Source organism: Prevotella sp. P5-126 (assembly GCF_002251185.1).
Taxonomy (GTDB): Bacteria; Bacteroidota; Bacteroidia; order Bacteroidales; family Bacteroidaceae; genus Prevotella.
Genome location: NZ_NPIZ01000053.1, coordinates 1 through 25,837 on the forward strand (window position 1 = coordinate 1; position 25,837 = coordinate 25,837).

The window sequence follows — 25,837 nt, forward strand, 5'->3', positions numbered from 1 at the left end:
AAATAGAGACAAATGCGGAGCCAAATTCTATTGGCTCAGAAGCCCAAGCGAGTTGGGCAACTTGCAAATGTCGGTGCAAAATTGATAAATAAAAATGAAACTGCCAAACTTTTCGGCAACTTTTTATCGTTTAACAACTTTTTTGCTTGGTTTGAAGGGTGTTCACAGAATCATCGGGGACAGGTTCACAGTTATTAACCCGTCCAACTTTGTGGGTTCACTTCACCTTGATATCTGGGAGTCAATAGACTGGCGAAAGGTGCTGAAAGAGATCACAACGAAAGCATATTGGAATTATCAAAACGCCCTTGAAATTCCATTAAGTGACTATGTAGTTCCAGGCACAGAGCATCAGAATCGGATTATCGCTACCCTATGCCAGTTGCTGAAGGAAGCCTACAACATGAACGTTGATGAGCAGACTCACAAAGTGATATTAGAAAAGAAACCATCGGATGTTTAGGCGCTACGCGGAGGACAGCAATTCTTCCCATGTAGGCAGAAAGACGGAGGCAACCCTTTTATATGTTATATAATTCAAGTTTCGCAACTAAGGGATTTGTCCCTTAACTTCTCTCTAACTTCCCTCTAACTTCTCTCTAACTTCCCTAACTTCCCTAACTTCCCTAACTTCCCTTAACTTCCCCACATGCGAAAGTTCAGTTATATAATAGGTACGCGCATGTATGCACGTGCACACGCGATGTTGCAAAATTTCGACCACTCGACCACCACAACAGCATAACACGCTATGTGTGTGCAGTTTACGTGTGTGGTCGATTACGCTGACTCGCGGTATTCGACCACCATTCGACCACCAGGTCCTCTACCGTTACCATCATAAAAACAGTCCAACCGCAATAGCCGCCAATACATGATTTGTATGTTCTGATGTCCGGCAACACCCTTGTCAAACGTAGGGCAAAACTATTGCATAATATTTGACGTCACTCTTTTCCGATAGTTGAAACAACTTGTTTACAACGTTGAAAAGCCCCTTATCTAACGTTTGACAGCACTCTTATCCAACGTTTGATAACACTTTTATCTAACGTTTGACAATACTCTTATCTAACGTTTGACAATACTCTTATCTAACGTTGGATAACACCTTTATCCAACGTTGGACAAAAACTTTGTCAGCCGTTTGAAAATGCCTGAAAATAATTTTTGTTTACTTCGCGTGAATATCCACCATGATTATCGGAAAAAGCATGTGTGGTCGAAGTGTGGTCGAAAGCACGGGTTTGGAACAATTGACCACAGCATAAAGATGCTGTCTCATAGTCGATTACACCACATCTGTGGTCGTGTGGTCGAAATTTTTAGAAAACTTATTTTTTTTATTTCCTTCTGCAAATTTCCAGTTTTTTCGTACCTTTGCCACAAACCAATAACAAAGTGCAATGAACAGAGTGATACAATTCTTTAACTATGATCAGTGTTATCAATACTATACAAAGCGGATTACGAATATTAGACAGGCCAAAATTCATGGAGAAACCATCGTTGCCAAACCTGTGCTATTGGTGGCTCTGATTGATGGCATTGAAGAAAATGTGTTCACTAACAACCAGTTTGTTCTCAATGATTGGATAGAAGAACATTATAACAAACTGATGCGGGAATATACCAAAGACTCACAGTTCGACGGTACTACAGAAATAACGAAACCTTTTTGGCATTTGGAAACTGACGGTTTCTGGCATTTGAATTACTCAGGAGAACAAATCAGCAAAGGCCACACACCATCAAAATCATGGTTGAAAGAGAATATAGAATTTGCATATTTCGACGAGCCATTATGGATTTTGCTGCAAAACAAAGTATGGAGAATGAAACTGCGAGAGTATATCGTAGAACATAAACTGACCGATGACTTTTGGAACAGCAGAATGGTGGCAGAAGGACTTGGAGCTATTGCCGCCATTTTGTTGGTAGCATAAAATGGCAAATTCTGGATGCCATTAATTAACACGACTGGGTTAGTGTCATGCCCAATACACAGAAAAAAAGGAGTTAAACTTTCGTCTAACTCCTTTTTAAAGCGCTTCAGGATGGGCTTGAACCAACGACCCCCTGATTAACAGTCAGGTGCTCTAACCAACTGAGCTACTGAAGCAGGTTTTTCTGTTTTGCGAGTGCAAAGGTAATACGTTTTTTTGAAATACACAAACTTTTTGAGAAAAAAAATCGTTTTTCGGTTATTTTTCTATAATTTTGCATCTTATAAACATAGAAACAATACGAAAAACAATATGATCATGAGAAAAAACAACGTATGCCAACTATGCCGATTGACAGCTTTTGCCGCACTACTGGCATGGCTTCCCATGAATATGAATGCACAGGAAGCGAGAAACCACAACTTAGATGTGGCAAAGAACATCGAAATATTCAATGCCATATACAAGACACTCGACCTAATGTATGTCGATACACTCGATGCCAATACCGTGATTGGCAATGGCATCAATGCGATGCTGCGATCACTCGACCCCTATACCGAATATTACCCTGAGAGCAAACAAAAGGACTTGAAGATGCTGATGACAGGAAAATATGCGGGTATCGGTGCAGTGGTACGCTACCACCAAAAACGAAAACAAGTGGTCATCGACGAACCTTTTGAGGGAATGCCCGCTGCAAAGGTGGGACTGCGCAAGGGAGATATCATCTTGCAGATTGAAGACACGCTGATGACCAACAAACCCGTGGCATACGTCAGCGACCATCTGCGTGGCGATGCAGGCAGCACCATCATGATCAAGATTAAACGTCCTTCGACGGGCAAGGTGATGAATTTCAAAGTGACACGCGAGAGCATCAAGACACCTGAAATAACCTATTATGGTATGCGCCCGGATGGCGTGGGATATATCAACCTGAACACTTTCTCTGGCGAACCAGCCAAACCTATGCGTCTGGCATATCTCGACCTGAAACAACGCGGAGCGAAAAAACTCATACTCGACCTGAGAAGTAATGGTGGCGGTTCGGTTTCGGAATGTGTGGACATTGCCAATATGTGGCTGCCTAAAGGTTTGACATTGGTGGAAACCAAAGGAAAGTTGCGCCGTGCCAACTCTGACTACAAAACCCGACTGGAGCCCATCGATACCGTGATGCCCATCATCGTACTGGTGAACGACGAGACAGCTTCTGCCAGCGAGATTGTCAGCGGTTCGATACAGGATCTTGACCGCGGATTAATAATAGGTACGCGCACGTATGGTAAGGGACTGGTGCAGATTCCTAATGTTGACCTACCCTACAACGGTAACCTCAAGCTGACAACATCAAAATACTATATCCCCAGCGGACGATGCATTCAAGCCATCAACTATAAACACACCGGCGGTGGCTATAAAGAACATGTGCCCGATTCGCTGACACACGTATTCTATACACGCAATGGTCGTGAGGTACGCGACGGAGGTGGTATCATGCCCGATATCGAAATCAAACCCGATACCATGTCGAACATCCTCCTGTATCTGGACCGCATAGACTCTACCGAAGTGATGTTTGACTATGTGGTGGATTATATATCCAAGCATCCTACCATTGCTCCTGCCGACAAGTTCCATCTGACCGATGCTGAATATGCCGACTTCACCCAACAAGTGCTGAAAGCAGGATTTACCTACGACCAGATCAGCAAGAAACAGTTTGAAGAACTCATCAAAACCGCAAAATTCGAAGGATACTACGACGACGCAAAGGCTGAATTTGAAGCACTGAAAGCCAAACTCGACCACCATGATATTGAGCGCGACCTACAACAGCACCGCAACGAAATACAACGGCAGATAGAACAAGATATCATATCCGCCTATTATTTCCAAAGCGGACAACTGCTCCACATGCTGCAAACAGACAAAACTCTGAAGGAAGCAGAGCGAATACTCAACACATCAGGAGAATACGAAAAACTATTATCACCCAAAAAAGTGAAATAAAAGTGGAAATACTTGCAAGATTGACAGAAATGTCGTAACTTTGCACACGTTCAGAGGAATGAGAGACTCGCAAGAGCCTCTCATTCTTGTTTTAATACCAATAAAGGTGTATGATAAATAAAGACGTAGTAAAGGCCGCAGTAGAGGAATGGCTGAGTCAGAATGACTACTTCCTCGTGGACGTTGACATGACGCCCGACGGTCGCATCGTGATCGAAATCGACCACGCCGATGGTGTATGGATTGAAGACTGTGCCGCGCTGAGCCGCTTCCTGCAGGAAAGACTCGGAGAAGAACTCGGCGAGTATGAACTGGAAGTGGGTAGCGCCGGTATCGGACAACCATTCAAAGTCGTACAGCAGTATATCAACCACATTGGCAAAGAAGTGGAAGTGCTGGCTGCCGACGGTAAGAAATACCAAGGCGTGCTCCAGTCGGTAGCCGACGACGGACTGTCGTTTGTGGTGGTGGTCAAGGAGAAGCAGAAGATTGAAGGGAAAAAGCGCCCCGTATTGGTGGATGTGGAGAAGACCTTCAATACCAACGAGGTGAAATATGCCAAATACCTCCTCGCCTTCAAATAATCTCTGACACGTGAGCTAAAGAGTAAACAAAATAAAAAGATTATATAATGGCTACAAAAAAAGAAGACAAAGGTCCGTCAATGATTGAGACCTTTAAGGAATTTAAAGAGACCAAGAACATCGACCGCACCACTCTCGTCAGCGTGCTGGAAGAGAGTCTCCGCAACGTACTTGCCAAACAGTTCGGTAGCGATGAGAACTTCGACGTCATTGTCAACCCTGACAAAGGTGACCTCGAAATCCACCGCAACCGTATCGTAGTAGCTGATGGTGAGGTTCAGGACGAAAACAAAGAGATTTCGCTCACACAGGCACAGAAAATCGAACCCGACTACGAAGTGGGCGAGGAAGTGAGTGAAGAAGTGCGCTTCGAGAAATTCGGACGCCGCGCCATTCTCAATCTCCGTCAGACTCTTGCCTCAAAGATTCTTGAACTGGAGCACGACTCGCTCTACAATAAGTACAAGGATCGCGTAGGTCAGGTAATCAGCGCCGAGGTGTATCAGATGTGGAAACGCGAAGTACTGCTCATCGACGATGAGGGCAACGAACTCCACTTGCCTAAGTCAGAACAGATTCCCAACGACAACTACCGCAAGGGCGAAACCATACGTGCCATCATCAAGGAGGTGCAGAACGAGAACAACAATCCGCGTATCATCCTCTCACGCACCAGCCCTGTGTTCCTTGAGCGTCTGCTCGAAGCCGAAGTGCCCGAAATCAACGACGGTCTCATCACAATCCGTCGCGTGGCACGCATGCCAGGAGAACGTGCAAAGGTGGCTGTAGAAAGCTATGACGACCGCATCGACCCAGTAGGAGCCTGCGTAGGTGTGAAGGGTAGCCGCGTACACGGTATCGTACGCGAGTTGGGCAACGAGAATATCGATGTCATCAACTATTCCAGCAACACACAGCTCTTCATTACTCGTGCGCTGAGTCCCGCCAAGGTGACCAACCTCAACATCAATCCCGAAGAGCACAAAGCCGAAGTCTATCTGCAGCCTGAGGAAGTCAGCCTTGCCATCGGTAAAGGCGGTTTGAACATCAAACTGGCTTCCATGCTGACCGAATACACCATCGACGTATTCCGTGTATCCAACGGTTCAGACAGCGACGACGAGGACATCTACCTCGACGAGTTCTCTGACGAGATAGACCAGTGGATCATCGACGCCATCAAGGCCATCGGTCTGGAGACCGCTAAGGCCGTGCTCAACGCTCCACGCGAAATGCTGATCGAAAAGGCCGACCTCGAAGAAGAAACGGTTGACCACCTGCTCAACGTGCTCCGTGCGGAGTTTGAATAATAAGAATAAAACAGAATTGTAAAGCAACAAATTAAATGGGTGTCAGATTAAATAAAGTATTATCAGAACTGAATATAGGACTTCAAACGGCAGTTGATTTCCTGAAAAACAAGAAAGAACTTGGCGAAGTCAAAGAAGAAATGACGCCAAATACCAAAATCACCGATTCACAATACCAGGCTCTGGTGGGTGCATTCAGTGGTGACAAGGCTGTGAAGACACAGGCCGAAATGATATTTGCGAAGAAAGCCAAGGATAAAAAGGCAGAGAAGGCCGAGAAGAAAAGCAACAAGGCTGAAGACCTGTTGGAACAACGCCAACAGTTTAAACCCTTGGGCAAGATTGACCTCGACAGCGTAGGCAAAAAGAAGGCCGCCAATAGCGATACTGCACCTGTGGCTGCTGCCGTGAGCCAGACAGAGGCATCGCCTATTGTAGAAAAGAAAGAAGAACCAAAACCTGTCGCTGAGCAGAAAGCTCCTGAGACTGCCCCTGCTGCTCCTGCAAACCACGAGCAGAAGGCTGTCAAGGCAGAAGAGGCTAAACCTAACGTCAAAGTGGAAGCCAAGCCAAAAACAGAGGCTAAGCCTCAGCAGGAAGCCAAGCCCAAGGCAGAAGCACCCGTTGCCAATACCGAAGAGGCCAAGCCTGCCACAGTAGAAAACAAGCCTGCGGATGCTGAAAAAGCTTCCGAAACCAAGGTATTCACCCTGAAGAGCGAAACAAAATACGCTCCAAAGGTCAACGTACTGGGTAAAATCGACCTCAGCACCCTCAACCAAAGCACTCGTCCGAAGAAGAAATCGAAGGAGGAGCGCCGTAAGGAACGCGAGGAAAAGAATGCACAGCATGGCAATGGTGGCGAGCGCAAGAAGCGTGAGCGCATCCGTAGCGGACGCGTTGACATAGAGGCTGCAGCCAACCAGAGCGGGCAGCAAGGCGGCAACAAAAAGAACAAAGGCGGACAACAGCGCCAAGGTGGCGGTGGACAACAGCAAGGCGGCAACCAAAACGGACAACAGGGCGGCGGCAAGAAAAACAAGAAGAACCGTCCAGTACAGAAGCCATTGGAAGTTGACGACGAGGCTGTAGCACGCCAGGTAAAGGAGACGCTCGCCCGTCTCACCTCAAAGAGTCAGAACAAGAAGGGTGCGAAGTATCGCCGCGAAAAGCGAGATGCCGTACAAGAGCGCCTCAATAGCGAGATGGCCGAACAGGCTGCAGAGAGTAAGGTACTGAAGCTGACCGAGTTTGTAACGGTTAGCGAACTTGCCACGATGATGAATGTCGGTGTCAACGAAGTAATCGGCACCTGCATGAGCATCGGTATCATGGTAAGTATCAACCAGCGCCTCGATGCAGAGACCATCAATATCGTGGCAGAGGAATTTGGTTTCACCACCGAATACGTAAGTGCTGAAGTGCAAAATGCCATCACCGAAGAAGCCGACGACGAGAACGACCTCGTCAGCCGTGCACCTATCGTCACCGTGATGGGTCACGTCGATCATGGTAAGACATCGCTGCTCGACTTCATCCGCAAGACCAACGTGATTGCCGGTGAGGCAGGAGGTATCACCCAGCACATCGGTGCCTACAATGTGAAACTGAAAGACGGTAGAAAAATTACGTTCCTTGACACTCCAGGTCACGAGGCGTTCACCGCCATGCGTGCCCGTGGTGCTCAGGTGACCGATATCGCCATCATCATTATCGCTGCAGACGACAGCGTCATGCCTACCACCAAGGAGGCCATCGCGCATGCTCAGGCTGCCAATGTGCCAATGGTATTTGCCATCAACAAGATTGATAAGCCCGGTGCAAACCCTGACAAAATTCGTGAAGACCTTGCCAATATGAACCTCCTCGTAGAGGAATGGGGCGGTAAATACCAGTGTCAGGAAATTTCTGCCAAGAAGGGAATCGGCGTTGATGCTCTCCTTGAAAAGGTATTGCTCGAAGCAGAAATGCTCGATCTCAAGGCTAATCCCAACAGAAAGGCTACGGGTAGCATTATCGAGTCGTCACTCGACAAGGGACGTGGCTACGTTTCTACCGTGCTGGTAAGCAACGGTACACTGAAACAAGGTGATGTGGTGATTGCGGGAACAGCTTTCGGACGCATCAAAGCCATGTTCAACGAACGTAACCAGCGCATTGAAAAGGCTGGACCTGCAGAGCCCGCTATCATTCTCGGACTGAATGGCGCACCTACTGCCGGTGACTCGTTCCATGTGATGGAGACAGAGCAGGAAGCACGAGAAATAGCCAACAAGCGTACACAGTTGCAGCGTGAGCAGTCGCTCCGTACCACTAAGACACTTGGACTCGACGATATCTCACACCGTATTGCCTTGGGTGAGTTCCACGAACTCAATATCATCGTCAAGGGTGATACCGACGGTTCTATCGAAGCACTCAGCGACTCGTTCCTCAAACTCTCTACTGAGAAGGTACAGGTCAACGTCATTTCAAAGGCTGTGGGTCAGATCAGCGAGAACGATGTCATGCTGGCTTCTGCATCAGATGCCATCATCATCGGCTTCCAGGTTCGTCCTTCTGCTGATGCACGCCGACTGGCAGAGCGCGAAGGCGTGGAGATCAACACCTACTCTATCATCTATGATGCACTCGATGAAGTGAAATCTACTATGGAGGGTATGCTCGACAAGGTGAAGAAGGAAATTCTTACTGGTGAAATCGAGGTAAAACAGGTGTTCAAGATTTCAAAGGTCGGTACTGTTGCCGGTGGTTTGGTGACCGAAGGAAAAGTACACAACAAGGACAAGGCTCGTGTCATCCGCGACGGTATTGTGGTTCACACCGCTGCCATCGATGCACTGAAGCGCTATAAGGACGATGCCAAAGAGGTTGCCACTGGTTTGGAGTGCGGTATTTCACTCGTCAACTTCAACGATATCCAGGTGGGCGACATCATCGAGACCTTTACAGAAATCGAAGTGGAACAGAAGCTTTAACCCACCTCTATCCTATCCCTATAGCTGCAAGGGCACAACCATGACGGTTGTGCCCTTGTTGTTGATACGCATATTCAAAGTTCATTCTAATCATGCCGACATACTACTACTGGTATTCTGTGCCTCATTGGAGTAGCCAGATAGAAGTGTGAGAGCGACTTTCAATTTCAATAATTGTAGTTTTTAAAACCTGAACAATTCACTCGGTAATACACAATTCTCATGACAGAAAACTTGTTGAACGACAATAAATGACAACGCAGACCTGTTAATCGCATAGCGGAAAAACACTTGTCTATTTGAGCCGTTTTGTATAGTCAATAGCCTTGCCGTTTCAATCTACAGGTCATTCCGGTATGTATGAGAGATCTATTTGCTTGGGCAGATTGTCTTTCTTCACGAAAACGGTTCTTTTATACTTCCCATCCCACGTCATCGTAAACTTCAAGTCTTGATGTAGGGGCACTTGAAAATTGGTTGTGTATGGTGTGATATTTATGTTATAATTACGTGAAGAGTAATATTTGCCATAATTATATACAGGTTTTTCAAATTCACACTCTATGTCATAATACTCAGCACCTTCAGGCTTTGTGTTGGCAAACACTTTAACATATTGGGCTTCCCATAAAATATAATCGCTAACCACATGGTATCTATCTGTCCAGAAAGCATCAATGTCACGAAAATATGTTGCTCGCGTGAAATATTTCTTGTCATCTAAATCAGGGTATAAATAATAGTACTGTTCTAATCCATCATTATTTTCGTCAGTCTTACGAAATATGGTGAACTTATATATGCCGTTCTCGTCAGTCTTTGAAGTGGCTTTTTTACGATTGCAACTAACAATATAAGCACCTCTATAGAAGTAGAATACAACAGGTATATTCTTTACGGGTTGGTTGTTGTGGTCTATTATTCTGCCTGTAATAGTTAGTTGGTCTATTGCATCCGCAGGAGTATCGTCTTCTTCTATTGTACATCCACTGAACAATCCAATGATACACAATGCCAGAATAAGTTTATATGAATACTTCATATCTAAAATAGTTTTAAAAGGTTATAATAGCTATTGTTGGGTCATAAAACACTTGATAATTTCTGCAAATATCGTCTTTTTTTTTTACAGCACAAGGTTTTTTGTGTTAATTAAGGTTAATGGCATAGGAATTTCACTTCAATGGCAGATATTCCCCATCGTTTGTCCACAGAAAAGCCATGATTGTCTTCTTGTTTGCGGACTGTTGCTGACTGTGTTATGGACGTTGGTATAATATGTTGATAAACAGATGTTTCTCGTGAACAGACGGTCGATGCGAATGCAAAGTAAATTGATTTGCTCAGTAAAACAAATTGATTTCCTTTGCAAAGTAAATTGATTTGCTCAGTAAAACAAATTGATTTCCTTTGCAAAGTAAATTGATTTGCTCAGCAAAACAAATTGTTTTGCTGAGAAGAGCGACTTTCGTTTGAGACATGCAGCAGTTCTTTAGCGCATGAATATCATCGTGACAGTAGGGCAAAATCATTAAAAATGCCGAGTAAATTCATTGAATTTGCTGACCAAATTCAATGAGATTGCTGACCAAATTCAATGAATTTGCAAAACAGCGCACTATCCTTTTGACTATCATGCACTTGCAATGACCTTGTTTTGCTGGTCGCGAAACAGCGATGGCGATACGCCATATTTGCGCTTAAAGGCGCTGCAGAAGTGGCTTTGGTGCTCGTAACCCAGATGATAGCCGATGGTGGAAAGGTGGTTGGTCGTTGATAGGAATGTGGCTGTATTTGATGGGAATGTGCCCAGTAGTTGGTCAGTTGGTGGTCGAATGGTGGTCGAAGCGCGTCAGGACAAAGTCATCGACCACCAGTTAAGCCATTGTATCTCTGTCTGTTAAGCGGTATTGGTGGTCGAGTGGTCGATTTTTTCGACATCGCGTGTGCGCCTGCGTGCGCTCGTGTGCGCGTATGTATGCGAGGAATAATAAGGTCTTTATCTCTCTCCGATCCTATAGATTTCCGCGAACTATATCTCGTTGACATCCCGAACACGCAGGGAAGCAAGCGTCTGAATCGAATTTAAAACATTGCGCATAACAGCACTATGCCTTACGAAGGGCAGACGGACAATAACAACGCATCGCTTGACGTCTGCCCTTATACTTTATTTCTGCAATCCGAAGTCGGCCTGTTGCGCTTCTACCTCTTGCAACAGACGGTTGCGCTCATCTTCTGAAAGTTGGCGAGAAGCTGTTTTCGTGGTAGAAACAGCGGCATTTTCACCTGATGTAGGCTGAATATCGCCCGAAAGCATGGGCAAAGGTGCTGCCACACTCGTCAGTTCAAGGTCGGCAGCGGTAGGTGCGTGAGTGCCAGGGAATGCCACTTCGGCATGAACACGTATTTTTCCAGGAGTGCGAGTGGAACGTATCAGCAGAGGAGCACTACCCCATTCTACCACACGGGGATTGGCGCCAATGGATGCGTCGCCGATGACAGAGCCTTCACCCGATACGGTGAAACGGATTTGGTCTTTAGCAAGACGACGTACATGACCGAGATCGTCGGTCACTTCACATACCACAACGATAAAATCGCTGCCATCTGCCACCAGTTGACGTCCCAATGTATCTACACGAAGACGCAGTTTGGTGCTTCGACGTGAAGGCATACGATCATCACGACAAACCACCTTACCATTGACAATACCTTCTGCCACCATGTGCACACGCCGCCAGTTTTTCTGCGTATAACTCCAGTTGCGTGCCTCAAAGAAGTTCCATGCGCCTTTGAATACCACGGGTTGTGAGGGAGCATGACCAACGGAATGAACCACAGGCAATGTCCAAGAATGAACGCCATCGTAGATAGAAAGTCGCACAGAGTCGCAATTGGAGAACACGGTGACGTCAGCATCAGAGAATTGCGTCATTTCATGGGCTATAAACACCTGAGGTTTCGGATCTGACACAAACGGTTGCAATGTGGCAGAAAACATCTGCAAGGCAGTTTTCGGTTGGCGGAACGCATCATAAATACCTCCCCAGTAGGGATCTGGATGATAACCGCGCTGATGGTCGAAGGGGTGCCATTGACAACCGCCGATAAACTGTCCGGTGGTATGAAACAGTTCGTCGGTGCTCTTGAAAAGGCTCATCGCCTGCATCAGCATAGGTCGTTCACCCCAAGATCGAGAAGCCCTGTTGAGATTGTTGTGAGCATACCAGTCGTCAACGAGTTCGCCAAACTCTCTCGTAAAGATGCACTGACGGGGTTTGTCATCCTTGAAATCATCGCCTGGCCAACCATATACAACATCATAATGGTCTGCCACTCCTGCCGAATGAACATCGGCAGCAGCCACAGGACGACCTTCATAGGGATATTCCTCTCGTGTGATTTGCAAGGCATCGAGGGCAAATTTCTTGGGATAGCGCGTTTCGTTGAGGATGGGTTCCCACATCAGAACCGATGGATGGTTGCGGTCGCGACGGATAATCTGACGGGTATTGGCATGTACCTTCTCGTCCCACCCAGGAGTTTTATTCCAGTATTGCCATCCCGGTGTTGCCACAATGACAAAGAGACCGAGTTCGTCGCAAGCATCCATAAATGCAGGATCCTGTGGATAGTGGGCGGTGCGGATGATAGTGAAACCAGCATCACGCAGTCTGCGAGCATCGCGCCACTGCTGAGAGTTGGGCAGTGCGTTGCCCACGTATGCAAAGTCTTGATGACGGTTGGCACCTACCAACTGGTGGTAACGACTGCCATTGAGCCAGAATCCGTCTTTGCCACGAAATTCAAATGACCGGATGCCGATGCGGGTAGTACCGCCATCCATGGGCTGACGACCTTGACGCACATAGGTGTTGACATGATAAAGGGTTGGTGACTCTGGACTCCACAGTTTGGGACGAGCCACTTTGATGCGCTGGCAGACTGTGCGTGTCTCGCCAGGAGCCAGTCGCAACGAGGTAACGACACGTTTTCCTGTCTCCTGCAATACATTGGTCACGGTCAGCGTCACAGGCTGCTGACCAGTATTAGCCACTTCGGTATTGACACACACCACGGCTTTTTCGCTACTGATGTTCTCACAATGCACGAAAATACCGCCTCCAGCTACACGGTTTGCCTCGATGGCATCGGTGATATGCACCATACCTTTGGCTATCAGCCATACATCACGGTAGATGCCACCATGATAGGCAAAATCGAGCGTCATCTGTGGTTTACCTGGAGGAAAACTCTTATCGTCACTATTATCAGCCATAACAGCTACCAAAACATCATCGCCGGCAGTCAGACCGAGCTTCGTCAGCGATATGGTAATAGGCAGATAGCCGCCTTCATGACGTTTCACTTCACGACCGTTGACATAAACCACCTGTTTGCCCATGATGGCTTCGAAATGGAGGGTGACGTCTTTACCAGCAGTTTGGGCGGGCATCACGAAGCGTTTACGATACCATGCCACACCCTGATAGTTACGGCAGCCACTGGCTTCGGCAGGCATCAACTGTACGGTATGGGGAGTGGAAACCACTTCCCAAGCGTGATCATCATAGTCAATGCGGTTGGCTTCAGGCACATCGCCCAGATGGAAACGCCATCCGTTGTTGAAATTCCACACGGTTCTGCCACTGCCTTCGAGAGGGAACAATCCTGCAACGGATGGTACATCGGCTGCATGGAGTCCCATGACAAGCGTCACCATGAGTAATAAGGTATAAAGTCTGTTCATTGTTTATTACTTGTTTCTATGTTCTGCCCCTATCGGCCATCTGCACGAAAAAGGGGAATATGTTCGATTTTATCTTTGTTCTTACAGCTGCTGTCATGCTACATCCTGCTTCGGCGGAATGTATGGATGACCACACACCATCTGAGGCAAAGGTCAGAAATCAGTACGGAATGATGACACAGGCAAACCATCGTGCATTAAATCACCCACTGCCCAGTCGGACCATGCATAGCGTACTGCCACAGGATGGGCAACGCTGTCGGACTTCACATAAACGCGATTACGGGCTATCCACACATGGTTAGCAGGATGGAACACACTGTCTCGACCTGCCACTTCAAAGAGTTTTGAGGTGGTGCCATGTTCGAAATAAACCCATTCCTTACTCCGGTCAAACTGTACCACGGCAGTATCTCCCTGAAATTCTACTTTGCTATAAGTAGCGAAATCGGGCAATCCCTTCACGCCGTAAGTGTTTGTAAGGGCAAGCAGAGCCAGTCGTTCGCCGGCTTGTCGTTTCATGCGTGGATGAATGCCATATTCCAAACCGGCATCCATCAACACCGCCATACGGGCATGGGGTATGCGCTGCTCAGCCAAGAGTTGTTGTTCGCGCAAGAGTTGGCTACCGCTCCAATTGATGAGACTATAATCGTAGGGGGCTATCTGACAATAGTAGAATGGAAAATTGCCTTGCTTCCAGTCGGCACGCCATCCTCGTACCATGGTTTCCAACAGTGAGGCATAGTAGTCGTAACGGGGCACATTATCCTCACCTTGATACCAAATAGCACCACGCATGGCATAACCGATAAGGGGACGAAGCTGTCCATTATATAAAGCGGTGGGGCAACGCTGCTTCAACCGATTCACATCCTTCTCATCACGAGGGAGTGTCACCTTGGGAAATGCCTTCAACCAGTCGGCTGCCATCCATGCTTCACAAGCAGAACCACCCCAGGCGGTGACGATGAGTCCAACGGGAACATCAAGTTGCTGACGCAGCGCACGTCCGAAATAATAGGCGGTGGCAGAGAAATTGCGCACGCTCTCACTGTTGGCCTCGCTCCATTCGCCTTCTACATCGGTTTGTGGAGTGATTGCAGCATGGCGTTTGACGGTGAAAAGGCGCATTTTTGTATCTTTACAGCGCAAGAGTTCTTCGGTTGTTCCCTCTACAGGCTGCATCTTGAAACCTTTCATGGGCATCTCCATATTCGACTGTCCGCTACAAATCCATACCTCACCAACGAGCACATTGCTAAGCATGGTCTTTTCACCGTCGTCGATAGAGATGGTGAAAGGGCCTCCTGCTGTGGGAGTTGTGATGGTGATAGAGAAACTGCCGTCGGCATTAACACGGCTTTTCCATTTACCATGAGTCCATGAAGCAGTAACGACCAAAGGGGCACCAGGTGTCGCTGTGCCCCAAAGCCGACATTCAGTTTGCTGCTGAAGCACCATGCCATCGGCAAAAAAGCGAGGCATCACGACCTTGGCTTGCACCAAGGTGCAGAGACACAAAAGCGGAAGGGATAGTAGAAGTCTTTTCATTATTGTTGTTTTGTTGCTTTAGTAATACGGATAATGGGTTGGGCAAGGAGACCTGCAGGCAATAGGCTGTCGCCCTTGGTGCGGTATCGGGCATTGGTCCAAATGCCATCAAACGGGGCTTTGCCTGCATCAGCACCACGCAAAGCATTATGCCAGGTGTTGGTAACGGCGATGCGCAACGTATTGTTGCCACGATGTACAGCATTGGTAATATCTACCTCGTAAGGGGATGTCCATACAATGCCACAGTCGGTTTCGTTGACCCAAATCTGCGCCACATCTCTAACATCAGGCAACGAGAGATAATAGCGTTGTCCTTTTTTTACCTTGATTTTGAAGTTTGTGGTATAAGTAGCACGACCACTATAATAGCGGATACTATCGTTGGATGACGCTGTCCAATCAGCAAGTGGTTGCTGCTGGAGACTGACACCATTGTTGTGGAAGTGGATATCCCATGGTGCTGTGGTGAGCACATGGTGTTGAAGCGTTGTTTCGGGCGCATTTCCTTGTGACTCATCTGTAAATATAACAAATGCCGAACCATAGGCTGACAAGGTTAACATCAGTTCGGTTCTTCCGTTGGAATGGCGGAAAACTGGTTGTTCCTGCTTCCCATCGATAGGATAATAGATATGAGGAACACCTTTAGTGGTGCGCAGCGATATGGTCATGGTGCGTGCGCTGTCCAGCTGATTGGCAAGGAAATATATCTCTGTATTGCCATCACGACGATGGTTGAATGCCACTCCTTCGGGCAATAAGGCATCAGGGCCGATGACATCGAGGGTGTCTTGACAATAAGGTGTGCGGATGATGCGCACGCCTTGACTTTCGAGTTCTGCAATGCGACGCTTGGAGGCATCGGAAACGAATGAGCCTTGTGGCACGACGAGCGCCTTATAATCAAACCTTCCATTCTGCAATCCGTCAGGATTCATCGAGTCGTAGCAGTAGCCATGAAGGGCATTGACCCAATTCTTGAGGTCTATGATACCTGCAGAATGGCGCACTCCAACGGGACTTTCTTCCATGGGTTGCCCCTCATTGGCAAGGCGCCGTGCCTCATCAGCTATGCGGTCGGTACCAAAAAGACCGGGCAACATGGGCACAAGGCGGTCGGGAGTAAGTGATCGAGACGGCATTTCGTCACCAGTAAATACGGCAATATCTACTACGGGAACACCACGTTGAAGCCATTCTTGGCATCGGGTGATGTAATCGACCATACCCTTGGCCTCACGAAACCAAGTTTGGTCACGTTGGAAGAAAAGTCCGATTCCATCGAGAGTCATACCGGGGCGGCGGTCCATCCATGGGTTGTGGGTGTTGACATGAAAGAACAGTCTATTCATGCCCAATGCCAAATTGCGATCAAGCAATGGTTTGATCATGGCTGGAGTTTCATTCCAAACACCACGAATCTCGGTAAATCCCTCTGCCTGAACGATGGTTTTGCCATAAACATGCGCTCCACTGATGGCATCAAGCATATCGTTGGGCTTGTCGTGTGTGGGAGAATTGAGCCAAAACTCACCCATCGGAAAATCCACATAGCGGTAGTGGGTCAGTCCATCACTAATCATGGTGGGGGCAACACTCTCTGAGGAGAGACTCACCCCATATTGACGGGCCTTACGGGCTGCCGTGGCAAAGAACACATCGTTGATGAGATGGTCAATGGTGGTACGGATGTCACGCAACACGCGATCATCTCCTGGCATCGGAATGCCTGCATAAACGGGAAGGAAAGGTAAAAGGTCGTAACCACAACGCCGCTGAAACTCATCAGCAAACGACGCTGACCAGTTTTGCGACCCACATTCCCAAGAGTCAATATGCATATAGCGCACTACGTTGGAATGGGGTCTTTTCATAAACTGTCCAAACCAACTATCAATTTGTTTCTCTACTGTTTTCTGTGTGAATTTATCACACTCCAGTCCCTTACCTCCACCTGCAGTGGCATTGGTGTGACCTGTAGCGGTATGGCCAAAACGAACAATACGCCATATTCCATTGCCCAACGGATGTCTGGGGCTACCATCCTTGTCGAGCATCACCACTTCTGGAAAATCTGTCGAAGGACTGTTGTTGGTGGCTATGCGCCACACACTACCATTCTTGGCTTCATACTGATCGATGACAGCATCGGCCCCCAAACGGATATCACGTATTTTCAACGTAGGTGCCCATTTAGCAGCATCAAGATCTTCACTACCAGGTTCGGTGCCTACAGGCGTCCAATAACAACGAAAATATCGGGCTGTGGTGGCAGGAAGACTATAGGTATAGTTCTGATCGGTATTCTGCCATCCTTGTCGGGGAGGTGTCAATTGGCGTACCAACTGATAGGTTACACCATCCGTACTGGCTTCAATACGCAATCGCTGCGCCTGCACATTGTTGCCACTGGGCACGATATGGATACTTCGTACTTGTTGCGGAGCATCGAAAGAAAACTCGATAAAACCGGGTGTTTTCGCACGAAATACTCCCTTTTCATCGCGTTTGATCGTTCCGCCTTCATGGGGTTTGGGCAATGGTGATGCCACACGAACGGCAAAAGCGGCAATATCACGATAGAAACCCAAATGGCCGGGATGAGCTTGGGGCAAGACAAATGTGGAATGACGTCGGTCGATATGTGCGATGGTGTCGGTCCATACCACCTGTTGCATCGATTCTTCAGGACTAATCCAAGGACCGCCTGCCAAGGCAAAGCCATCGCAGATATGCACACCCATCTGCATCTGTAGTGAGTCACTCTGCTCCATGGCATAGTCAACCATCTGCCAAAAGGTGGGTGTGAGTTGCTGGGCAGTGCCTTGATAGTCGGGCCGTTCACCCACACCACGTATGGGCATGAGGTAACAGCCTTCCAATCCCACATCTTTCATGGCTTGAAGATCTGCCTTGATGGCTTGTTTGCTTACTGCACCGTACATCCAATACCAGAATGTCCAGGGGCGCGACGAGGCATGTGCTTGCATGCCAAGTGTCAAAAGGGCGATGCTGATGAGATATTTCTTCATTCGAACGAGAGTATTGCGGTGATGGAATCTGAACCTTCTGCCCAATAGGGTTGTGCAGAAGGACCATTGAGATCGGTGGTATTAACCTTGTTGCGCACAGCAGGAATGGCTCTCAAGAGCGAAACACCAGTTTCTGGCAAAGTATAGAGCAAGTGGTCACGGCCATCACGTGGCTGGTAAATACCTACATAGGCATTAGGCTGACGGATGCCGATAACGCCCTCTTTTGTTTCAAGTTGCATCCAGTTGACGGTAGAGAAATAACCTTTAAACTCAGGATATTCGAAGGTTTCACCAGGAATGGGATCATTATAGGCAGTGGTCCAATAGCCATATTGTGGGCCATCGAGGCGATTTTGCCATACACGATAAGGGCCATTGCCCACCCAGCGTTTGCCTTTCACCTGCTGTTCTGGATAATCGAAAGTAATACCCAACAGATCTACTACACCATTGAAATACCAATGGGCGGTCAATCTCACACTACCATCGGCCATAAAGGTCCATTCCACTTGACTTAGAGAACCATGTCTGTAGGTAGCAACGAGTGTGGAATCATTCCATGAAAAACCATCGAAAGCACCTTGATCAGCATAAGTGATATAGTCGGTTTTCTTCTTAAATGCCTCTTTATCATCATGGTTATAGAAGCCATCATCGGAACGGTCGCTACGTTTGGCTGCTACGAAACGGGGACCATTAGCAAAGGAAATGATACGATTTGCCACAGTAACAGACTGAAGACAACCGTTTTTCTTCGAGAACGTATAGTGGCGACCACCCACGGCAACAGTGGTTGTAGTGTCGGTCTCATGCGGTTGGAGCTGTTGAGCTACGACAGGTTTATCAGCAGTGAACTTCTCTGCGAAGCGCCAGGTATAGATTTCCTCACCTTGCGGATTACATACTGTCACGAGGAGTGTGCCTTCTGGCTGTTGGGGTAAAGTAATATATCCCTCGCCATGAGGATTGATATCGGGTGAAGGCAATGAGCCTTGTGCCAATACCTTAGTGGCTGATTCCCCGTAGCGAGGCATTGCCACATACTGATAGGTAAAACGGCAATCCTTCAGCGAAGTAAAATCATAATGGTTTGCCACTTTCAATCGGTTGCCCTCCCTACTGATTTGTACGGGACACCATATTTCGCGGATAGTATAATAAGAGCCTTCTTTCTCCATATGGGGACCTACAATGCCATCGGAGGCAAAGTTACCCATACAATCGACAAGCCCATTCATATCGGTACGCACCACACCTTGATCCATCAAATCCCATAGAAAACCGCCCGCACAACGTGGATTGGACATCATGAGGTGCCAGTAGTCTTTCAGTCCTGCTCCATGTCCGCCATCATAGAGGCCATGAAGAAATTCGGTAGGCATGAAGATTTCTTTCTGTCTCATGTATTCTGCCGTTTCACCCCACGAACGGTAATGTTTGGTTTCAAAGCCATTGCGATTGGCCCAAGGATAAAGCACCACACGCTGTTGAAGGTCGAAACGATGGAAAACAGGTTCGAGGTCGTAGTTAAACCCGCCTTCATTGCCATTACTCCAAAAGATGATAGAAGGATGATTGCAGTCACGAGTGACCATTTCTTCCGCTAGTTGCGACCCAACAATAGTGCCGTGTGCCCAATGCCAACCAGGAAGTTCACACTCTACATAGAGTCCGAGCGAGTCACAAGCATCAAGAAATTCAGGGTCTGCAGGATAATGAGACAAGCGTACTGCATTCATATTCATTGACTTGATAAGCTTGACGTCTTCTATATTCTTGGCTTTTGACAGGGTGCGACCGGTTTCTGGACGGAAAGAATGACGGTTGACGCCCTTGAATATAACTTTCTTGCCATTGATAAACACGCCATCTTCGGCATCGCCATTATAAGTATGGCGGTATTCAATGGTGCGGAAACCAAACTTCTGACGTTCCACATGAAGCAAACGGCCACCACTATCACGCAAAGAGAATACTGCTGTATAGCGATAGGGTTGTTCGGCATTCCACAAGCGGGGATGGCTGACCATGAAATCTATCAGGGTATGGTCACTACCAACAGCAAATCTGTTACTATGGGCAATGGTTTTACCACCCTCATCAACAATTTCCACTCCTACTGTAGAACCGGGAACAGCACGGTTCAGATTGACTTCTGCTCGCATGCGACCATCAGCTTTCGCATCTATGGCTATTCGCTGGATGTTGAGAGCTGGTTTCGCCACGATGAAGACAGGGCGCCAAATACCGCCGAAATTCCAATAATCGGCACGACGTTCAGCAAGATTCACTTGTGGATCAACACTCTCCTTTGACACTTCCACCTCAAGGCGATTAGCCTTTTTGCCGAAGAAAACACGGTCAGAAACATCAAACTGAAAACGGGTAAAACCGCCTTGATGCAATCCAGAACCAGCTTTACGCCCATTGATGGTCACTCGCGCATCGGTAAAGACAGCTTCAAAGGTAAGCAGAATCTGTCTGCCCCGCCATGCTTCAGGCAATTGGAAGGTAGTACGATAATGTCCTTTCTCATCAGCAATGCCTTCGGGAGTTGCCTTGCCATAAAAGCGCATACCATATTGGTAAGTACCAAAACCTTGCAGTTCCCAGCACGACGGCACTCCAATCTTAGTCCATTGTCCGCTGTTGTGACCATCAGTACACCGGAAATCCCACTGCACCATATCGTCAGCACCGTGTCCGGAGAGATACTGTCGTTCGGTTTCTACCGACGGTTGAGCCTGAGTTGCAAGGATAACCATGCTAGCCAGAGCAGAAAAAATCAGTCGTTTCATGTCGTTATTTATTTTATAATAAGGACGCACGAGTACACGTTATGTCATCATCTATACACAGCATACTTGGACTATCCTAAGGGCATAGGACAAGATAGAATAGTAGTAAGAGGCAAATTAAAAAAGCACATGTCAGAACTGCACGACAAATACGCTATCGAGACTTCTTTCCCAAAAAGAGAAAAATTCGCTCTTTCAATCGACCAGCTTCCTCACTGCTGAGGAGTGAACTATCATCAAGATGCATCAAAATATCGCATGCGGTGAGAAATGCATGATGGGCACGATAGGGCGCAGTAATATAGGTTTCCCATCGGGAAACCATCGATGTGTCGCGGTCGAGTACGTAGCGGATGAAATCATCATCACACAAAAACTCATCAACCTGGGTATAATAGTGCTTTTTCACGTGCCTCGTCTTTTTCTAATGACGTATAGGCACATCTGTTGTCATCACTGAATAGTCTGTAAGACACCTGCTGATTCGCGCAATTTCAACATACCACGGTGCATCAAGTTACGTACTGAATGGTAGTTCATCTGCATACGCTCACACACCTCAGGATATTTACGACCTTCCAAATAGTAAAGGGTGATGGCTTCACGCTGTCGCGGTGTGAGACATTGCATCAATGCTGCCACTTGTTGAAATTGCATCTGTTCGTCTTCGATCAATAAGTATCCTTGTTCCACATCGCAGTCAGCTGCTCGTCCTGCATAACACTCTACTTCATTGTCGCTGCAAAATGACTGATGACGAAAGGCGTCAAGGAGACGGTTCTTCATAGAGATGACCAGATAAGAGGCAAAATTCTTAATATCTGTCTGCTCGCTTCGTTTACTATATACCTTAAGGAAAACTTCCTGAATGCAATCTTTCAGCAACTCTTCATTATGTGTCATGCGCAATCCATAAGTATATAAAGGTTGTACATACATTTCGTACAACTCGGCAAAGGCTGCATCGCTGCCCTTGCTGAATTCGGTGAGGAGCGTCTGAGTACGCGCTCTTTGCGTTTCTGTAGTCATCGTTGTTAGGTAGTATATGTGTGTAGTAGTTTGTTTGTTTTCTGATGACAAAGTTAAGAAGAATTGATTTATATCAACCGAAAAAACAAATAAGAAAATGGGAAAAATCGTGAAATACCGATTTTTCCCATTATTTAAGTCATTTTTTACGAATCCAGTATATACCTCGCTCGGTAAACTCTATTTGCCGTCGCACCATTCCTTTCTCGGTGATATCGCCAGTTTTCGCATCTATCTGCATATATTTATAGGTAGAAGAACTGGCAAGCGGCAGACTCAATGGTGTACTGGTTGTCTTATATACCACATAGCCACAATCACCTTGCAACAGGTAGTTGTCGTCAATTTTCTGCGGTTTCATCGAGGTTATGTCACGCAAAAACATCTTATCATTCACCGGAACATTAGCACATGAACCACCTGCCATCAAAGCTGCCCAGCCCATTTCAGGATACTTTTGGGCGGAATAGATGACTGCTTTATCAGGATAGCTGGTGCGATATTCCGCTACGGCACGATACACGTCATCAAAACGCACACTACCACCACGGATTTTACGCATATACTGGCGTGGTGCCATATTCATACCACCCGGCGGTGCATATTGTCCTTTTTGATGGTTGTACCATTGTTCGATGTCGATGATATCGACAATTTTTGAGCGTATAGGATCGTTCAGAATACTATCCTGCACATCCTTTGTGACAGCCAGTGCCACCAAAGTGCGACCATTTTCCGTTTCCCATTCAGCAACCACATCGAGCCAGAAGCGCACAAATTGCAGGGGACCGGTAAATTCCTCACCAATGGAATGTACCACATTAGGCTGTCCTTTGAAAGCATCAAGCATCTGACGGATATATTGCCGATGAAGCGGACGGAGGCTTTCGTTGGTAGTATCGTAGAAAAGTTGAGCGGTGAAGATACGCTTGTCACCTGTAAAATTGACTGGTTCCAAGAATGGTGTATGGTTCACATTATTGGCAGTACGCCATGGACAATCAACCCAATGGGCACCAGCCTCCAAGATATTGTGCTGAAAATAGTGTTGGTTTTTGAGTAGGATACCTATGTCTTGCGATTTTTCAGCAAACTGACGAAGACGATAGAAATACCACAGATTAGGTTTGGTCAAATCGTAGAGCGACAATCCATCCCATGCTGTACCTTGTCCGCTACGGGCAAAAGGCTGTTCAAAGAACGGTGCCCATACGTCACCATTCTTACGACGGATGCGTTCATGGTCATCGCGTCGGCGGTCAGTCCATAGACCATAGTTTTGGCTGAATATTACTGTGTGCGATTTTTTCATGGTTTCTACCACACTATCCACACGGTCGGTGAGACCAGTACCTTCTTCGCCAGGTACGAAACGAGTGAGTGCAGCTTTGGCTTTAGGCAGGAAACTACTTATCGTGCGACCAGACCACCAAGGCGTTTGATGCTTCTGCCCAACCAATACAGCACCATTTTTGGTAATCCAACCATTGGTTAGGGCATAGACGGACGGATTCTGTACCGATGGTTTCGGAGATTTACAGACCAAAGGTTTAATCGGTGTAATGTCTGCTTCAAAATGTGCGGAATCAATCCAAGCCTCCATCGTAGTACGTGGCAACAGGGCTTCTGTCGACATTTTCATCGCCACTTCCATAGTAGGCGAACTGCTTGCAGTAGTATTTCGCTCCAACACACGGCATCGTTTATCTATCTCATCCCGATCGGTAGTTAGGCGTTTCAATAATTGGTCACGATACGCACTGTAGGGTTTGACATGTTCGTTCATATTGGAATACTCACCATTGCCTACTATCTGTCCCCAACAACCAATTGAATAATTGCGATTCAGCGTATCAGGTGAATAGCAGAACAAGCCTGCAGCCGTACACTGCCAAAGCGTGCTATTGGCGGTATTCCAGCCTGCACCAAACTTCTCCAACTCCAGATTACGGAACAAAAGATCGTTGCCATCAATGTTGACAAGGTCAAACAACAGACCTGGCGCCATGGAAGAGATACTGCCACTGGGACCATACGATTGCCAACTGTCACACTGTACAAAGGCATTGGGACCTGGAGCAGTATGTCCGGCAGCATAGTCGTTGATGCCATATTCGGAATAACAACGCTGAAAGAGTGTTTTTTCGCCCAATACTAAATAGGTGCGACGACGTAAACCACCAATCTCTGACACAGGCGCCAATGACTTGCAGTCTTCAACGGTAACCTGAGAAGCACTGCGACCTACGACAACCGAAGAACCTGCAAAATGTCGGAAGGTGACCATACGTACCCAGCAATTCTCAGCATCAGTAATTGATACGCCATCCCAACAGTGGTTTTCATCTTTCGGCAAGGTGCGGTCGTAATCAGATTCAAGTGTAAGATTCTCTACGCCGCAACGTTCAAGGAGCCCTGGTTGGGTATAGGCAACAGCCTTAGCCCCGCCCCACCGTTGTTCTATCGAGAGGGTTACGGGAGCGTCGAGCGCCAGTGTATTGCCCTTATACGACATGATACGGCGATTCCAACGCAGATCAATATCCCCAGGATGCCATGCCCAATACCCCATCCGCTGGCCTCCGCCAAACGATTCGCAACCGAGTGAGCGAATCCAATCTGCAGTAGAAGGCCGCCATACAAGGAGTCGGGTGCCAGTAGTCCATGTTTTGGGTAATGACTTAACACCTATGGATAGAGCGCCAGCAGGCGTATTTTCCACATCAACAGTATCTCCATAGATGCGCTGGGGCTGTCCTTCGATATAGAGTAGCGCTCCCCTGTCGTATCCTGTCTTGCGCAGAATGGTGCGGTCGCGACCACTTCCACGAAGCACCACGCCACTGGTTCCTATGCGTAATGGAGTGGCAAGGTTAAAGACACCGTCTCCCAACAATACCGCACCACGGACACCCAATCGAGCATCGGGTTTCTGCCGACTTACCATGTCAATGGCCTGTTGAATCAACGGAGCATCATCACCACCTGTAGGTTGCACATAGACCTTCACGGTAGCATCAGGAATCGGCTGTTCCGAACGTTCATACCCACAATACGAGTAATCCATCGGCAACACTTGGGCTGCCGATGGAATTACCATAAGTAGGAAAAGGAGTTGTAAGAATCCCTTTTTCATCATTTTTCTGTTTTCTTTTGTTGTTCTATGCGTTTGTACCATGCCTCACGTTCAGCTTTCAGATTATATCCTCTTGCTGTGAGCCAATTGTTAATGCGCCCTTTGTATTTGCCAAACCAACCATGCTTCTTATTAGAATTTTCGGCATCCATGGCAAATTCGCGTGCCTCTTTCAACCATGCCAGAATCTGTGTTTTTTCTTCATCCTTGAGTGATGGTATCATTTCAAGGTGAGCCTGATATGTTTTGGGCACCACGCCATAGGTCATTCCATCTTTCACCGCCTCTACCTGACTATCGTTAAGATAGAGCGAAAGAGTTGCTGTAAACTCGAAATGATGCTTGTAGAGTTCTGCATCTCGACTGCGTTCTGCACATTCTATAATATGCTGACGCTGCTTGGAATCAGCCACCGAGTCTTTGGCAAAGCGTTTTTGCTGTGCACAAGTCTCGTGGATATCGTTGAGCAGGAAGTAACGGTTAGCTATGATATGGCATACATTCTCAGCCTGTTGGGCATCGGCGAGCTTAAGACCATTCACTATTTTCTGCGATCGTGCCTTGATAGTCTCCACATATTGCGCATCGCGGCCTTCGCTCTTCAGCGCCACTTGAGCTATTGCCGAAATAGCAGAGAAGAACAGAAAGCATACGATAGTTGCACATTTTATCATGGTTTTCATCATTGTCAATAC

General features: G+C 47.2%; 16 protein-coding genes and 1 tRNA gene. 6 read left to right on the plus strand and 11 right to left on the minus strand.

Annotated features, from left to right (window positions below; genetic code table 11):
* Nucleotides 1-94: 94 nt before the first annotated feature.
* Nucleotides 95-463 (plus strand): hypothetical protein, encoded by a 369-nt coding sequence (locus CIK90_RS05010; RefSeq protein ID WP_094464502.1) that lies wholly within the window; start codon nt 95-97, stop codon nt 461-463.
* A gap of 943 nt (nt 464-1,406) precedes the next feature.
* Entirely contained in the window at nt 1,407-1,946 is a 540-nt protein-coding gene (locus CIK90_RS05015; RefSeq protein ID WP_094439738.1) for a hypothetical protein, read from the plus strand.
* Between the two features lie 102 nt (nt 1,947-2,048).
* Here the strand turns inward: CIK90_RS05015 and CIK90_RS05020 are convergent.
* Nucleotides 2,049-2,122: transfer RNA gene (locus CIK90_RS05020), tRNA-Asn, on the minus strand.
* A 142-nt stretch (nt 2,123-2,264) separates the two neighbouring features.
* Here CIK90_RS05020 and CIK90_RS05025 point away from each other — a divergent pair.
* The 4 genes from CIK90_RS05025 to infB all read left to right on the plus strand — a co-directional run bounded on the left by CIK90_RS05025 (nt 2,265) and on the right by infB (nt 8,834).
* Nucleotides 2,265-3,962 (plus strand): S41 family peptidase, encoded by a 1,698-nt coding sequence (locus tag CIK90_RS05025; protein ID WP_371595932.1) that lies wholly within the window; start codon nt 2,265-2,267, stop codon nt 3,960-3,962.
* A 110-nt stretch (nt 3,963-4,072) separates the two neighbouring features.
* Nucleotides 4,073-4,546: a ribosome assembly cofactor RimP gene (gene rimP, locus CIK90_RS05030; protein ID WP_094391460.1), complete on the plus strand. Its 474-nt coding sequence runs from the start codon at nt 4,073-4,075 to the stop codon at nt 4,544-4,546.
* A gap of 47 nt (nt 4,547-4,593) precedes the next feature.
* The gene (gene nusA / locus CIK90_RS05035; RefSeq protein ID WP_094391461.1) at nt 4,594-5,856 is read left to right on the plus strand and encodes a transcription termination factor NusA; all 1,263 of its coding nucleotides are present in this window, start codon (nt 4,594-4,596) and stop codon (nt 5,854-5,856) included.
* A 35-nt stretch (nt 5,857-5,891) separates the two neighbouring features.
* A complete protein-coding gene (infB, locus tag CIK90_RS05040) occupies nt 5,892-8,834 on the plus strand; it encodes a translation initiation factor IF-2 (protein WP_094464503.1) in 2,943 nt (980 codons plus the stop codon).
* Between the two features lie 346 nt (nt 8,835-9,180).
* Here the strand turns inward: infB and CIK90_RS05045 are convergent, their stop codons facing one another.
* From CIK90_RS05045 to CIK90_RS05090, 10 genes are all read right to left on the minus strand, one after another.
* The gene (locus tag CIK90_RS05045) at nt 9,181-9,876 is read right to left on the minus strand and encodes an Ig-like domain-containing protein (RefSeq protein WP_094439894.1); all 696 of its coding nucleotides are present in this window, start codon (nt 9,874-9,876) and stop codon (nt 9,181-9,183) included.
* A gap of 591 nt (nt 9,877-10,467) precedes the next feature.
* Nucleotides 10,468-10,671, minus strand: a complete 204-nt coding sequence (locus CIK90_RS14630; protein ID WP_094435036.1) for an AraC family transcriptional regulator — start codon at nt 10,669-10,671, stop codon at nt 10,468-10,470.
* A gap of 333 nt (nt 10,672-11,004) precedes the next feature.
* Complete coding sequence (locus tag CIK90_RS05055; protein ID WP_094464504.1) at nt 11,005-13,587, minus strand: glycoside hydrolase family 2 TIM barrel-domain containing protein; 2,583 nt, start codon at nt 13,585-13,587, stop codon at nt 11,005-11,007.
* Nucleotides 13,588-13,740: 153 nt separating this feature from the next.
* Entirely contained in the window at nt 13,741-15,141 is a 1,401-nt protein-coding gene (locus CIK90_RS05060; protein WP_094434710.1) for a sialate O-acetylesterase, read from the minus strand.
* Complete coding sequence (locus CIK90_RS05065) at nt 15,141-18,176, minus strand: glycosyl hydrolase (RefSeq protein WP_094434712.1); 3,036 nt, start codon at nt 18,174-18,176, stop codon at nt 15,141-15,143. Before CIK90_RS05065 ends, CIK90_RS05060 begins: the two co-directional genes overlap by 1 nt.
* On the minus strand, nt 18,173-20,977 hold the full coding sequence (locus CIK90_RS05070; RefSeq protein ID WP_094434714.1) for a glycoside hydrolase family 2 TIM barrel-domain containing protein: 2,805 nt from the start codon (nt 20,975-20,977) through the stop codon (nt 18,173-18,175). The genes CIK90_RS05065 and CIK90_RS05070 overlap by 4 nt, the downstream gene beginning before the upstream one ends.
* A 154-nt stretch (nt 20,978-21,131) precedes the next feature.
* Entirely contained in the window at nt 21,132-21,386 is a 255-nt protein-coding gene (locus CIK90_RS05075; protein WP_094434716.1) for a hypothetical protein, read from the minus strand.
* Between the two features lie 44 nt (nt 21,387-21,430).
* Nucleotides 21,431-22,006 (minus strand): RNA polymerase sigma factor, encoded by a 576-nt coding sequence (locus CIK90_RS05080; protein WP_094434718.1) that lies wholly within the window; start codon nt 22,004-22,006, stop codon nt 21,431-21,433.
* 139 nt (nt 22,007-22,145) lie between these two features.
* Complete coding sequence (locus CIK90_RS05085; RefSeq protein WP_254046284.1) at nt 22,146-25,145, minus strand: DUF6298 domain-containing protein; 3,000 nt, start codon at nt 25,143-25,145, stop codon at nt 22,146-22,148.
* Nucleotides 25,142-25,816: a DUF3826 domain-containing protein gene (locus CIK90_RS05090; protein ID WP_094447283.1), complete on the minus strand. Its 675-nt coding sequence runs from the start codon at nt 25,814-25,816 to the stop codon at nt 25,142-25,144. The genes CIK90_RS05085 and CIK90_RS05090 overlap by 4 nt, the downstream gene beginning before the upstream one ends.
* Nucleotides 25,817-25,837 lie beyond the last annotated feature (21 nt).

Coding starts and splice junctions, on each gene's coding strand:
- rimP (WP_094391460.1), top strand. CDS start 4,073: ATGATAAATAAAGACGTAGTAAAGGCCGCAGTAGAGGAATGGCTGAGT.
- CIK90_RS05045 (WP_094439894.1), bottom strand. CDS start 9,876: ATGAAGTATTCATATAAACTTATTCTGGCATTGTGTATCATTGGATTG.
- CIK90_RS05090 (WP_094447283.1), bottom strand. CDS start 25,816: ATGATAAAATGTGCAACTATCGTATGCTTTCTGTTCTTCTCTGCTATT.
- CIK90_RS05080 (WP_094434718.1), bottom strand. CDS start 22,006: ATGACTACAGAAACGCAAAGAGCGCGTACTCAGACGCTCCTCACCGAA.
- CIK90_RS05025 (WP_371595932.1), top strand. CDS start 2,265: ATGAGAAAAAACAACGTATGCCAACTATGCCGATTGACAGCTTTTGCC.
- CIK90_RS05085 (WP_254046284.1), bottom strand. CDS start 25,145: ATGATGAAAAAGGGATTCTTACAACTCCTTTTCCTACTTATGGTAATT.
- CIK90_RS05060 (WP_094434710.1), bottom strand. CDS start 15,141: ATGAAAAGACTTCTACTATCCCTTCCGCTTTTGTGTCTCTGCACCTTG.
- CIK90_RS05015 (WP_094439738.1), top strand. CDS start 1,407: ATGAACAGAGTGATACAATTCTTTAACTATGATCAGTGTTATCAATAC.
- CIK90_RS05055 (WP_094464504.1), bottom strand. CDS start 13,587: ATGAACAGACTTTATACCTTATTACTCATGGTGACGCTTGTCATGGGA.
- CIK90_RS05065 (WP_094434712.1), bottom strand. CDS start 18,176: ATGAAGAAATATCTCATCAGCATCGCCCTTTTGACACTTGGCATGCAA.
- nusA (WP_094391461.1), top strand. CDS start 4,594: ATGGCTACAAAAAAAGAAGACAAAGGTCCGTCAATGATTGAGACCTTT.
- CIK90_RS05070 (WP_094434714.1), bottom strand. CDS start 20,977: ATGAAACGACTGATTTTTTCTGCTCTGGCTAGCATGGTTATCCTTGCA.
- infB (WP_094464503.1), top strand. CDS start 5,892: ATGGGTGTCAGATTAAATAAAGTATTATCAGAACTGAATATAGGACTT.
- CIK90_RS05010 (WP_094464502.1), top strand. CDS start 95: ATGAAACTGCCAAACTTTTCGGCAACTTTTTATCGTTTAACAACTTTT.